We start from the raw sequence: 12,577 nt of genomic DNA, 5'->3' as shown, positions 1-12,577 counted from the left end.
GGGATCCGGCCATTGGCGCGGGATAATGATCGGGAGCGCCAGGCGGAAACGGGAGGCGGTGCGGGGCATGCACGGTGAGTACAAGGTGCCGGGCGGCAAGCTGGTCGTCGTGGATCTGGAGGTCCACGACGGCGCGCTGCGCAGGGTGCGGGTGGCGGGCGACTTCTTCCTGGAGCCGGACGAGGCGCTGCACGCCATCGACCGGGCCCTGGAGGGCGCGCCCGCCGACGCGGACGCGAAGGCGCTCGCCGCCCGCGTCAAGGCGGGGCTGCCCGCCGACACCGTGATGTTCGGCTTCTCCCCCGAGGCCGTCGGCATCGCGGTGCGGCGGGCGCTGGCCCGCGCCACCGACTGGACGGACTACGACTGGCAACTGATCCACGAGGGGCCGCAGGACCCGGCGCTGCACATGGCCCTGGACGAGGTGCTGACCGACGAGGTCGCCGCCGGACGGCGGCCGCCCACGCTGCGGGTGTGGGAGTGGGGCCGCCCGGCCGTCATCATCGGCAGCTTCCAGTCCCTCCGCAATGAAGTGGACCCCGAGGGTGCGGCTCGCCACGGAGTCACGGTGGTGCGGCGCATCTCCGGTGGCGGAGCCATGTTCGTGGAGGCCGAGAACACCATCACCTACTCCCTTTCGGTACCGGCCTCCCTCGTCTCCGGGCTGTCGTTCGCCGATTCCTACGCCTACCTCGACGACTGGGTTCTGACCGCGCTGGGCGACATGGGCATCAAGGCCTGGTACCAGCCCCTCAACGACATCGCCTCCGAGGAGGGCAAGATCGCCGGTGCCGCGCAGAAGCGCCTCGCCGGTGGTGACGGCGCGGTACTGCACCACGTGACGATGGCGTACGACATCGACGCCGACAAGATGGTCGATGTGCTGCGCATCGGCAAGGAGAAGCTGTCCGACAAGGGCACCGAGAGCGCCAAGAAGCGCGTCGACCCGCTACGCCGCCAGACCGGCCTGCCCCGAGCCGAGATCATCGACCGCATGCTCGGCTCCTTCCGCACTCGCTACGGCCTCACTCGGGGGCACGTCACCGAGGCGGAGATGGCACGCGCCGAGGAACTCGCCCTTACCAAGTACAGCAACGAGGAGTGGACGGCTCGGGTGCCATAGGAAGCACCACGCCGACGACCGCGGCGGCGGCCAGTGGGTTCGTCGATTCACCGACAGCTCTTGCATGTTCTATGTCATGGAGCATAAGTTACCCACACGTAAGGGAGGTGGTGGGTGGCATGGTCCGGCGCAAGAGCGACAGCCGCGAGCGGATGGTGCTGAGCGCCGCGGCGCTGCTGCGTGAGTACGGCGCGAGCGCCACGAGCATCGACCGGGTGCTCGCGCACAGCGGGGCCCCGCGCGGCTCGGTCTACCACCACTTCCCGGGCGGACGGGCGCAGTTGATCGATGAGGCGGTGGCGCTCGCCGGTGACTTCATCGCCGGGCTGATCGAGACCGGTGTGCGGGCCGATGACCCGGTGGCGGCGGTCGACGCGTTCTTCACGCTGTGGCGCGGGCGGCTCGTCGAAAGCGACTTCCGGACCGGCTGCCCCGTCGTGGCGGTGGCCGTCGAGACCAACGACGACGCCCCGCAGCTCGCCCGCTCCGCGGCCGCGGCGTTCGCCCGCTGGCAGGAGGCGCTGGCCGCCTTGTTCGTCCGGCACGGTCTGCCGGAGGAGCGGGGAAGGCGGCTCGCCGCGTTCGTCATCGCCGCGGTGGAGGGCGCCGTCATCATGTGCCGGGCCGAGCGGAGCACCGCCCCGCTGGAGGCGGCCGCCGCCGAGATCCACGACCTGCTGGCCCACGCTCTGCGTACCACCGGCGCGTTGGCGGACCCCGCCCGCGACCACGACGCACCACCACCGTGAGACCGCGGTGCACCACCACCGTGAAACCCACCACGGTGCACCACCGCCGTGAAACCGCGGTGGACAACCGCCGTGAAACCGCAGTGCACCACCGCCGTGATCCGCGGGCCGCCGGATGGGTGGCGTGCGGGCCCGTCGGCCGACTCAGCCCCTGTGTGAAGGAGCAGCCATGCCCACGCTGGACCGCCAGGACAACGTCTTCGTGCTCGACCTCGGGGACGGCGAGAACCGTTTCCACCCCGACTGGCTCGCCGCCGTCGACGGCGCCCTGGACGAGGTGGAGAAGGCCGACGGGGCGCGTGCCCTGGTGACCGCCGCCACCGGCAAGTTCTACTCCAACGGCCTGGATCTGGACTGGCTGTTGGCCCACGCCGACCAGCACCAGGACTATGTCGTCTCCGTCCATGGGCTCCTGGCCCGGATGCTGTCGCTGCCGCTCGTGACCGTGGCCGCGCTGCAGGGGCACACCTTCGCGGCGGGCGCGATGTTCTCCCTGGCCCATGACGTCCGGGTGATGCGCGCCGACCGTGGCTTCTGGTGTCTGCCCGAGGCGGACATCAACATCCCCTTCACCCCGGGCATGTCCGCTCTCATCCAGAGCCGGCTGAGCCCGCGCACCGCCCACGAGGCCATGGTCACCGCTCGTCGTTACGGCGGCCACGACGCGCTCGCCGCCGGGATCGTCGACCACGCGGTGGCGGAGGACTCCGTCCGCTCGACCGCCGTCGAGTTGGCCGCGGCGCAGGCGGGCAAGGCCGGTGACACCCTCGGCACCATCAAGGGCCGTATGTACGCGCCCGTACTGGCCGCCCTGCGCACGAAGGACAACCCCCTGGGCTGAGCGCCCCATCGGCCGACCAACCCCTTGGCGACAGCCTCGTTGGCCGACAGCCCCACCGGCTCCCGCGCCGCACGCATCCCGAACGGCGCGGGCCACCACGACCGCAAGGAACGCCTGTGACCACCACCGACCTCACCACCCTCTCCGGCCTCGACCTCATCCGATGGGTGCAGTCCGAGCGTCCCACCGACGTCCCCACCATCGGACGGCTCCTCGGCATGCGCTTCGACGAGGTGGACCCCGGACGCGTCGTCGTCTCCCTCGACACCCGCCCCGACTTCGCCAACCCCCTCGGCACCGTCCACGGCGGTATCGCCGCCACCCTGCTCGACTCGGCCATGGGCTGCGCCGTTCACACCACTCTCCCGGCCGGGGTGGGCTACACCACCCTGGAGCTCAAGGTGAACTACATCCGCGCGGCCCGCACCGACGGGCAGACCCTCAGCGCCGAAGGCACCGTCCTCCACGCCGGTCGCCGCACCGCCACCGCCGAGGGCAAGGTGCTCGACGAACAGGGGAAGTTGATCGCCCACGCGACCACCACCTGCATGATCCTGCGCACCGACGGCTGACCGGCCCGGCCGCCACGCCGGCGGACGGCTCCGGGCCCCCGGTCCTCGGCCCCCGGCTCCCGGCTCCCGGCTCCCGGCTCCCGGCCCCCGCGTAGCCTGTTCCCGTCGTGGACCGGCCCGAGTGGGGGGAGTTGCGCATGAAGCTGATCGCCGTGGGCGACGTGGTGGTCGCCCGGAGACCGGCCGTGGCTCTCGACGGGGACCTCTCCGCGGGCACCTCGGCGCTGCCGCTGCTGCGGGACGCCGATCTGACGATCGGCAACCTCGAGGTCCCGCTGACCGACACCGGGTACCCGGCCGAGAAGCCGGTCGCCTTCCGTGTGGGCAGCGACATGGCGCCCGAGCTGGCCCGGCTCGGCTTCGACGCCTGTTCGCTGGCCACCAACCACGCGCTCGACTACGGCATCGACGGTCTGCGCAGCACCAGGGCGGCTCTGGACACGGCCGGTGTCGCCCACGCCGGGGCCGGGGAGAACCTCGACGAGGCGCTGCGTGCCGTCCGGCTCTCCGGCCGGGGCCGCGCCGAGGTGGCCTTTCTGAGCCTGTGCTGTGCCCTGCCGCCGGGCTTCAACGCCACCTCGCACCGGCCCGGGATCGCGCCGGTGAGGGTCGAGCAGGCTTACGAGTTCGACGGCGTGCTGATCGAGGAGCAGCCCGGGACCGTGCCGTATGTCCGCACCAAGGCGCGCGAGGCCGATGCGGCGCGTGCCGAGGAGGCGGTCCGGCGGGCCAAGGAGCTGGCCGCCACGGTGGTGGTGGCGGTGCACTGGGGCGTTCCCTGGTGCTATCTGCCCAGCAACCAGGGGCCGTTGACCGAATATCAGCAGCCGCTGGGGCGGCGGCTTGTCGACGCCGGGGCGGATCTGGTGATCGGACACCATCCGCACTGCCTCCACCCGGTCGAGCGGTACGGGGACGGCCTCATCCTCTACTCGACCGGGAACTTCCTGTTCCATCCCTGCGAGGAGGTGGCTCCCGCCGACCGGCGCCCGCCCTCCCGCTACAAGGGGCGGATGTTCGACCGGCCGTGGTTCGAGAGCGCGGTGTTCGAGGTGACGCTGGGCGAAGGCCCGCCCCGGCTGCGCCTCCATCCGGTCGAGCTCACCGCCGACGGCGAGCCGGTGATTCCCACGGCCTCGACGGCGCGGCGCATCCTGCGGCAGGTCGAAGAGTTCTCCCAGGAGCTGGCCCCCTCGACGAGGGTGGACCGGGACGGCCGCGTCCGCTTCTGACGACGCCGTTGCCGGATCGGCGGTGGCTACGTGGCGGCGGGGCCGTCCGGCAGCCCCGGCGCCACCACGGGGGTCAGTTGCTGTAGACGCGCTCGGGGTGGACGAAGACCGCGGCGCGGCGCTGCTCGGCCATCACGCGGTCGTACGCGGCCCAGTCGTCGTGGGTACCGCCCGCGGCGGTGAAGATCTCGCGCAGCAGCAGACGCAGACGCTCCGGGTCGATCCCGGGGAACGGGTCGTCCGGCCCCACGATCTCGGTGCGGCCCTCGACCGCGGCCCAGTTCCATCCGGCGCGGAAGACCACGGTGGCCCGCGGACGCGCCCGCAAATGGGCGAGTTTGGCGGGGCCGTAGGTGACGAAGGCGACCACCTGGTCACCGGAGACCGGATGGCCGACGATCCCGGCGTTGACCACGGATGCCTGGACCGTGCTGTCGGCGCGCGTCGTCGACACGACCGCCAAGTGGTGGTCGGCCGCGGCGATGCGGTCCACTTCCTGAAGATCCGTCATCGGGTGCCTTTCTGGGCGGACCGGTTCCCCCACCATGACTCCCCCGGCCCGTACCCGCACCCTGATCCGTCCATGCCGGTGAGTCCGGGGCCGGGGGCCGGGGGTGTAGCGGACTCCACCGTCGAAGGGGCGGCTCGCTCTCCCGCGTGGGTCCGGCCGGTCTTCTAGCCTCGTCGGTATGGGGAGGCGAACGCGGCACACGACGCGGGCCACGGCCCGGCTGGCCCGGCGGGTGGAGGAGCTGGTGGAAACCCGGGCGGGTGCCATCGCCGCACACGGCGCCGAACTGCGGCGTATCGAGCGGGAGTTGCACGAGGGCGCCCAGGCACGGCTGGTCTCCCTGTCGCTGCGGATCGGGCTGGCCAAGCGGGCGTACGACCGGGATCCGACGGCGGCGCGCAGGATGCTGGACGACGCGCAGGACCTGGCCGACGAGGCGCTGGCGGAGCTGCGCCAGGTGGTGCGTGGCATGCATCCGCCGGTCCTCACCGACCGTGGCCTGGCCGGGGCGGTACGGGCGCTCGCCGCGAGCAGCGGGCTCGATGTGACCGTGCGGGTGGACGGGCTGGAGGACGGGGAGCGGGCGCCGATGGCGGTCGAGGCGACGGCGTACTTCGTCGTGGCGGAGGCGCTGGCCAACGTGGCCGGGCACAGCGGCTCCGACCGGGCCGAGGTCCGGCTGGCGCGCACCCCGAGCGGGTTGTCCGTCTCGGTGCGCGACGGGGGACGGGGCGGCGCCGAGGCCGCCACCGGCGGGTCCGAGGCCAGGCGGACCGGCGGCGCCGGACATGACTCCGAACGTGGCCTCGGGCTGCTCGGGATACGCCGCCGCGTCGCGGCGCTCGATGGAACGGTGGCGGTGACCAGCCCGCGCGGCGGGCCGACCGTCATCGCGGTGGAGCTGCCCTGCCGGTGACGATCGCCGGGACCGCACGTGGCCACCGCCCCTACGACTGGCCGGACGCCTCGATCAGGTCGCGCAGCTGGGAGCGGGCGGTGACGCCGAGCTTGGGGAAACTGCGGTAGAGGTGCGAGCCGACGGTGCGCGGGGAGAGGAAGAGCCGTTCGCCGATCTCGCGGTTGCTCAGCCCCTGCGCGGCCAGGCGGATGATGTGCTGCTGCTGCGGGGACAGCGAGGTGAGGGCGTCGGGGCCGGCGGGGGCCGATTCGACACCGGCGGCACGCAGTTCGGCCCGGGTCCGGTCGATCCAGGAGGAGGCGCCGAGGCGGCGGAAGGTTTCCAGCGCGGTGTTCAGCTGGTGGCGGGCCTCGGTGATGCGGTGGCGGCGGCGCAGCCATTCGGCGTGGTCCAGCAGGATCTGGGCGCGTTCGAACGGCCATTGGCCGCCTCCGGGTTCGGCGAGGGCCGCGGTGAAGTGCGGCTCGGCCTGGGACGGTTCGAGCAGCGCGCGGGCGCGGTGGATCAGGATGCGCATCCGGGGCGAGGGGTCCTCGCCGAGCCGGTCGGCGGTGCGCTCCACGATGGCGGCGGCCTCGGCGCCGTGGCCGGTGCGGACGGCCGCGGCGGCCAGTTCGGCGACCCCGGGGTAGGAGCACGCGTAGTGGACGGGGTCGCCGTCGGCGGTGAACAGCAGGCGGAACTGCTCGTACGCGCCGATGTGGTCGCCGTCGGCCACCGCGGCCATGCCCAGCGCCCACCGGGCCCGGACGGCCACGGCGCGGCTGCGGTGCGGATCGACGAGGGACAGCGCGGCCGAGCCCGCCGCGCGGGCCTCGTCGGTCCGTCCGGTCAGCGCGAGCGCGGCGGCCTCGAGCGACCGTGCGGCGGCGTCGAGGTGCGGCAGCCCGGCACCCGCCGAGTCGGTGTTCACGGCGGCGGTACGGGCCTGCGCCCACCGCCCGTGGTCCAGGTACGACCACCCTGCCGAGCAGCCGAGACCGATGGGCAGGGAGCCGCCCAGTCGCCAGCGGTGGAGGGCGTCGTCGAAGATCCGTACCGCGAGTGCGGTCTCGTCGAGCAGCCAGGCCATGGCGCCGAGCGAGATGAGCCGGGCGGGGTCGCCGCCCGCCCGCTCGACCAGCGCCGGGATGGCCGCCACCCGCTCGGACCGGTGCGCGGTGGGGTCGGTCACCGCGAGCGTCCAGGGGTCGTCCTGTGCCCGGGCCCGTACGGCGAGGCGGTATTTCTCGTCGCCCGAGTAGAAGCCCGCCACCGACGCCGAGGAGAGCGCGACCCGGCGCAGCTTGGGGTCCTCCGCCGCCCGGAGCAGCAAGGACATCGCGGTGTCGTGTTCGGTGCTCAGCGTGAGCACCTGGCCCACCCGCAGCGATGCCTCGGCCGACAGCTCGGGGTCGTCGGTGAGCGCGGCCGCCTGCGCGGCGAGCCGGCGCACCCAGTGCGGCTGTCCGGTGGACACCGCGGCACCCGCGGCGGCCACCAGGCGGCGGGCGCGGTCGCGCCGCCCGGGGCTCAGCTCGGCGGCCCGCTCCAGCGCGGTGGTGGCGGCGGTGTATCCGCCACGCTCCCGGGCCCTGGCCGCCGACTCCTCCAGCGCGGCGGCGATCTCCTCGTCCGGCCCCTCCGCGGCGGCGGCCAGATGCCAGGCGCGGCGGTCGGGCTCGGCGCTGAGCAGCGTGGCGAGGTCGCGGTGGGCCCGACGGCGGGCGGCCAGCGGTACGGAGTGGTAGATGGCGGACCTGATCAGCGGATGCCGGAAGCGGGCCCGCCAGCCGTCGCGCCCGCCACCGGTGATCCGCAGCAGTCCGGCGGCCTCGGCCGGGGCCAGCGCCTCGACCCGGCCCGCCACCGCCCGGTCGTCCGCCGCCACCAGGAGCAGTGCCTGCCGGGTGGCCTCGGGCAGGGCCTCGAGGTCGGCGGCGAAGACCCGCATCAGGCGGTCGGTGGGCGGCAGGAGCTCTCCGTCGGCGGAGTCGGCCGAGTCCGCGCCGCGGGCGCCGTCCGCCCGGGCCAGTTCGATCAGCGCCAGGGGGTTTCCGGCGGCCTGGTCGAGGATGCGCAACCGGCGGCTGCCGGTCGGCGGATACGGCTGCCGGTCCAGCAGGAGGCCCGCGGCGGTCGCGTCCAGCGGGTCGAGGTTAAGCAGGGGGAAGCCGGAGAACGGCGCCGTGGCCCCGCCCCGGGCGCCCTCGTCCGCCCGGTCCCTGGCCCCGGCCAGCACGGCGAGGGGTTCGTCGCCGATGCGCCGGGCGGCGAAGGCGAGCAGCTCCAGCGAACCGGCGTCGATCCACTGCAGATCGTCGGCGACCACGAGGACGGGCGACTGCCGGGCGAGGTCCGACAGCAGGGTGAGCAGCGCGACGCCGAGCAACAGCCGATCGGGCGGGCCACCGTGTCGGGGGTCGACGCCGCCGGGCTCGGCCTCCCTGAGGGGGACGTTGCCGGGCTCGGCCTCCCTGAGGGGGACGTTGCCGGGCTCGGCCTCGCTGAGGGGGGCGTTGCCGGGCATGGCCTGGCCGAAACCGCCGCCCCCTCCATCGCCGTCCCCCAAGCCCATGGCCCCCAGCAGCGCCGACCGCTGCCGCCCCGGCAGCCGCGCGGTCTCCGCCAGCACCGGGCGCAGCAGCTGGTGCAGCCCCGCGAACGTCAGGTTCGCCTCGCTCTCGCTGCCCGTCATCCGCAGCACCCGGCCCTGGTGACGATCCGCCGCGAGGTCGAGCAGGGTGCTCTTGCCCGCGCCCGGTTCCCCCGTGAGGATCAGCACACCGTTGGTCAGACCGAGTACGGCCGCGCTCTCACTCTCCCGCCCGACCATGGTCATCCTCCGACTCTAGCCCGTGGTGCAGTCATCTGACCGATACCGCCGGCGCCCGCCGGAGCGCAGGCTGGATACATGGACACCATCACGCTTGGAAACGTCGAGATCACCCGCGTGGTAGAGGTGGCTCCGAGGGGTCTGCCACGCGACTTCATCTTTCCCGACGTGGCCCCGGAGCACTGGCGCGCGCACGAGAGCTGGCTGGCCCCCGCATTCCTGGATCCGGCCGCCGACGAGGTCCGCACGATGATCCAGACCTGGCTGCTCCGCAGCGAGGGCCGGACGATCCTGATCGACACGGGCGTCGGCAACGACCGGGAGCGGCCGGGCATGCCGCCCTTCCACCATCTGCACACGAACTACCTCGGGGAGCTGGCCGCGGCCGGGGTCCGCCCGGAGGATGTGGACGTGGTGATCTGCACCCATGTGCACGGGGACCACGTCGGCTGGAACACCTCATGGGCGGACGGTGAGTGGCGGCCGACCTTCCCCAACGCGCGGTACGTGCTCCCCCGCGTCGACTTCGACTACTGGAACCCGGAGAACGGTCACCGGACCCGCTCCGGCCCCCGGATGGCGAATGTCTTCGAGGACAGCGTCGCCCCCGTCCACCGGGCCGGGCAGACCGTGCTGTGGGAGGGCGACCACTACGACGTCGACGCCCAGTTGCGCATCGAGCCCGCCCCCGGCCACACCCCCGGCTCCTCCGTGGTACGGCTGCGGTCGGGCACGGACCGGGCGGTCTTCGTGGGCGATCTGGTGCACAGCCCGCTGCAGATCGTGGAGCCGGACGCCTGCCCCTGCTTCGACGAGGACGAGCCCCGGGCGCGGCTCTCGCGGCGCCGGGTGCTGGGCGAGGCCGCGGACGAGGGTGCGTTGGTGTTCCCCGCGCACTTCCCCGGTGCGAGCGCGGCCGAAGTGCGGCGGGACGGCGAGCGGTTCGCGGTGAAGGAGTGGGCGGCATGGCGGTGAGCGTGTTCCGGAACATCCCGTACGCGGCCGGGCCGACCGGCGCCGCGCGATTCGCCGCGCCGACCCCCGTATCGGGCGTACCCGGTGCACCCGGCGCGCCTGACCTACACGGCGCACCCGGCGCCGACGGGCCCGGGCCGACGGCTCCGGCACCCGAGCGGCGGTTCCCGGCGGATCTGAGTCCGCTGATGGGCCCGGGCTGGGTGCGTGGCGAGGACTATCTGACGCTCAACGTCTGGACGCCCCGGACCGACGGAGACGCCCCGGTGATGGTCTTCGTGCACGGCGGCGCGTTCCTCTCCGGCACCGGCCAGGCGCCGGTGTACGACGGGACGCCCTTCGCCCGCGACGGCGTGGTCCTGGTCACCCTCAACTACCGCCTCGGCGCGCTGGGTTGGCTCGACCTGCCGGACGCCCCGCGCAATCGTGGTCTGCTGGACGTGCTCGCGGCGCTGCGATGGGTGCGTGAGCACATCGCGGACTACGGCGGGGACCCGGACCGGGTCACGGTCTTCGGGCAGTCGGCGGGAGGGATGATCGTCAGCGCGCTGCTGGTGACCCCCGAGGCCGCCGGGCTGTTCCGGGGCGCGATCAGCCAGAGTGGCGGGCTCCACGCCCTGACCGGCGCGGAGGCGGCGGAGACGACCCGGGCCCTGGCCGACCGGCTGGGCGTTCCGGCGACGGCCGAGGCGTTCGCCGGCATCCCCGACGAGCGGCTGGTGTCCGCGCTCGCCGAGGTGCCCGGGATGGGGCCGAGGCTGTCGCCGCTCGGTGTGGTGCTCGACGGGCTCGACGACGCGCCACCGCCGCATCCGGTGGATCTGCTGGTGGGCACGAACACCCAGGAGTCGCTGCTCTACCAGCGGCCGGAGCAGAGCGCGGCCATCGACGCGGTGTTCCGCGACGCCCGTGAGCGGCTGGTGTCCCGCTACGACAAGGCGTTCACCTACGACTTCGACTGGCGGGGCGGGCCGTTCGGCGCGTGCCACGCCGTGGAGCTCCCGTTCGTCTTCGACCACACCGAGCTGCCCGCGCTCCGTACGGCGAACGGGCTGCTCGGACCGGACGTCCCGGCGTCACTGGCCGCGGAGATGCACGGCGCGTGGGTGCGCTTCGCCACGCACGGGGATCCCGGCTGGTCGGGAACGCACCGGTTCCGTTAGGGCGCACGGAGTGCGACGGGGTGGCCGTGGCGGCGGATCGGTGTCCGTATCCGCGCGCGGGTCACGGCCGCCTCGTCGTACTCCGGAACGGTCGTGGGTTCACCACTCGCGGTACTCCTGGCGGCCGTGGCGCGGGGCCGGGCGGCTCGTCCGGGCCCGGGCGGGCTCCTCCTCCGGGGGCCAACTCGGCCAGACCGGCCGGGGCGGTGGCGGCGGGGTGCGCGCGCTGTCCTCCTTCTTCTCGTTCCACTCCCCCTCGCCCAGGACGAGCAGCGGATCGAACATGATGATGGTCCCCGCGATCACCAGGAAGATCACCGGGCCGATCAGCATGGGCAGGATGAGCGAAGCGGGCGCCTCACCGCCCACGGAGGCGCTGAGCACATCGTCCAGCCGCACGCTGACCGCGGCCATGCCCGTGTAGTGCATCCCGGTCACGGCGACCCCCATCACCAGGCTCGAGGCCAGGCTGGCGCGGAAGCCGTGGATGGTCACGGCGGCCCAGAGGGCGGCGGTCGCGGCCACGACCGCGATCAGGACGGAGAGCAGGACGGTCGGCACGGAGTACTCCAGGTGCCCCTGCATGCGCATCGCGGACATCCCGATGTAGTGCATGCCCGCGACGCCGAGTCCGGTGAACACACCGGCCGAGAGCAGCACCCCCGGGGAAGTGCCCCGGTAGCCGACCATGAAGACGCCGATGCCGACGACGACGATCGCCACGACGAGGCTGAGAATGGTGATCGGTATGTCGAAGCCGATCGGGGTCTCCTTCACATGGAACCCCATCATGGCGATGAAGTGCATCGTCCAGATGCCCGAGCCGATCGACGCGGATCCGAGCGCGAGCCAGCCCGCCTTCCAGGAGCGCTGGGTACGCACCGACCGGGCCGTGCAGCGTAAGCCCAGGGCCCCGCCGAGACAGGCCATGAGGTAGGCCGCCAGCGGGGTGGCGGCCCCGTAGTTGAACCCGTCGATCGTGCCGTACATGTAACGTCCCACCCTTTTCACCGCGGGGATCCCGTGCAGAAACGTTGCGTCACCGGCGAGGGTAGGGCGCGATCGTCCACGCCACCCACACATTTGGTCACGCATTGATAAAGGTGTCTCACCGGGCGTGATGGGATGTCACGTGATTCACCTCATGTCCGTTTTCCCCTTCGCCGCAGGTGGGCGGGGTTGTGCCGGGGGCACGTGCCTGGCGTGAGGACGGTCCGGAAGCGGCCGAGAGTCGCCCGGGGGGCGGCGCGAGAGGCGGCCCGGGATCGGTTCGAGGGCGGCCCGGGAGCCATCCGCGCCGCCCTCGCCCCGGGAGCGACTACGCCGCGGATGAATCCTCCGGATGTCTCACGACCTTCTTCACCGCCCGCTCAACCTCGAATCTGCTCAGCCCGGCCGACGCGGCGTGCTCCGTGATCGCCGCCTGCACCCGCTCCGCCGCCGCGCGCCACCGCTCCCACTGGTCCCGGCGCTCCTCGCCGTCCAGGCCGGACACCCGCTGACGCTCTGCATCGGCGGATTTTTGCAGGTCAATCAGCTCATCAGTCACCAGATCAGACATGCGAGCGATTCTAAGGAAACCGTACGAAGAAGAGCGCGCAGGCACCGCGGGAGTTTTCGCGCGGCGCCGGACCCGCGTATCGACCGGGCGATTCGCGGACGTCTTCTGGTCGGTTT

11 protein-coding genes and 1 pseudogene are annotated in these 12,577 nt (G+C 73.1%); 8 read left to right on the top strand and 4 right to left on the bottom strand.

Annotated elements, in window-relative coordinates; genetic code table 11:
• Positions 1–67 precede the first annotated feature (67 nt).
• The 5 genes from lplAB (at position 68) to IEJ02_RS08555 (ending at position 4,517) form a co-directional block, all read left to right on the top strand.
• Positions 68–1,123, top strand: a complete 1,056-nt coding sequence (gene lplAB, locus IEJ02_RS08575) for a lipoate-protein ligase LplAB (protein ID WP_191064186.1) — start codon at positions 68–70, stop codon at positions 1,121–1,123.
• Between the two features lie 119 nt (positions 1,124–1,242).
• Positions 1,243–1,872: a TetR/AcrR family transcriptional regulator gene (locus IEJ02_RS08570; RefSeq protein ID WP_223863579.1), complete on the top strand. Its 630-nt coding sequence runs from the start codon at positions 1,243–1,245 to the stop codon at positions 1,870–1,872.
• A 169-nt stretch (positions 1,873–2,041) separates the two neighbouring features.
• The gene (locus IEJ02_RS08565; RefSeq protein WP_191064185.1) at positions 2,042–2,713 is read left to right on the top strand and encodes an enoyl-CoA hydratase-related protein; all 672 of its coding nucleotides are present in this window, start codon (positions 2,042–2,044) and stop codon (positions 2,711–2,713) included.
• Between the two features lie 116 nt (positions 2,714–2,829).
• Positions 2,830–3,285 carry a PaaI family thioesterase gene (locus IEJ02_RS08560; RefSeq protein WP_191064184.1) on the top strand — a complete coding sequence of 152 codons (456 nt, stop codon included), beginning with the start codon at positions 2,830–2,832 and terminating at the stop codon, positions 3,283–3,285.
• Between the two features lie 137 nt (positions 3,286–3,422).
• On the top strand, positions 3,423–4,517 hold the full coding sequence (locus IEJ02_RS08555; RefSeq protein ID WP_191064183.1) for a CapA family protein: 1,095 nt from the start codon (positions 3,423–3,425) through the stop codon (positions 4,515–4,517).
• Positions 4,518–4,590: 73 nt separating this feature from the next.
• Here IEJ02_RS08555 and IEJ02_RS08550 read toward each other — a convergent pair whose 3' ends face one another.
• A complete protein-coding gene (locus IEJ02_RS08550) occupies positions 4,591–5,028 on the bottom strand; it encodes a TIGR03618 family F420-dependent PPOX class oxidoreductase (RefSeq protein ID WP_191064182.1) in 438 nt (145 codons plus the stop codon).
• Between the two features lie 214 nt (positions 5,029–5,242).
• Between IEJ02_RS08550 and IEJ02_RS08545 the strand changes: the two are divergent.
• Positions 5,243–5,944: pseudogene (locus tag IEJ02_RS08545) on the top strand (sensor histidine kinase); the annotation flags it as partial.
• Positions 5,945–5,975: 31 nt separating this feature from the next.
• On the opposite strand, the gene IEJ02_RS08540 reads toward IEJ02_RS08545, so the two are convergent.
• On the bottom strand, positions 5,976–8,762 hold the full coding sequence (locus tag IEJ02_RS08540) for a helix-turn-helix transcriptional regulator (RefSeq protein ID WP_191064283.1): 2,787 nt from the start codon (positions 8,760–8,762) through the stop codon (positions 5,976–5,978).
• A gap of 78 nt (positions 8,763–8,840) precedes the next feature.
• Between IEJ02_RS08540 and IEJ02_RS08535 the strand changes: the two genes are divergently transcribed.
• Both IEJ02_RS08535 and IEJ02_RS08530 read left to right on the top strand, forming a co-directional pair.
• Complete coding sequence (locus IEJ02_RS08535) at positions 8,841–9,737, top strand: MBL fold metallo-hydrolase (protein ID WP_191064180.1); 897 nt, start codon at positions 8,841–8,843, stop codon at positions 9,735–9,737.
• On the top strand, positions 9,728–10,900 hold the full coding sequence (locus IEJ02_RS08530) for a carboxylesterase family protein (protein WP_191064179.1): 1,173 nt from the start codon (positions 9,728–9,730) through the stop codon (positions 10,898–10,900). Before IEJ02_RS08535 ends, IEJ02_RS08530 begins: the two co-directional genes overlap by 10 nt.
• Positions 10,901–10,999: 99 nt before the next feature.
• Here IEJ02_RS08530 and IEJ02_RS08525 read toward each other — a convergent pair whose 3' ends face one another.
• Complete coding sequence (locus IEJ02_RS08525) at positions 11,000–11,890, bottom strand: MHYT domain-containing protein (RefSeq protein WP_191064178.1); 891 nt, start codon at positions 11,888–11,890, stop codon at positions 11,000–11,002.
• A 328-nt stretch (positions 11,891–12,218) separates the two neighbouring features.
• A complete protein-coding gene (locus tag IEJ02_RS08520) occupies positions 12,219–12,461 on the bottom strand; it encodes a hypothetical protein (RefSeq protein ID WP_191064177.1) in 243 nt (80 codons plus the stop codon).
• Between the last annotated feature and the right edge of the window lie 116 nt (positions 12,462–12,577).

Origin of the sequence: Streptomyces sp. 5-10, from assembly GCF_014712245.1 — a bacterium.
GTDB lineage: Bacteria > Actinomycetota > Actinomycetes > Streptomycetales > Streptomycetaceae > Streptomyces > Streptomyces violaceusniger.
This window is presented reverse-complemented; position numbering and strand designations above follow the sequence as displayed.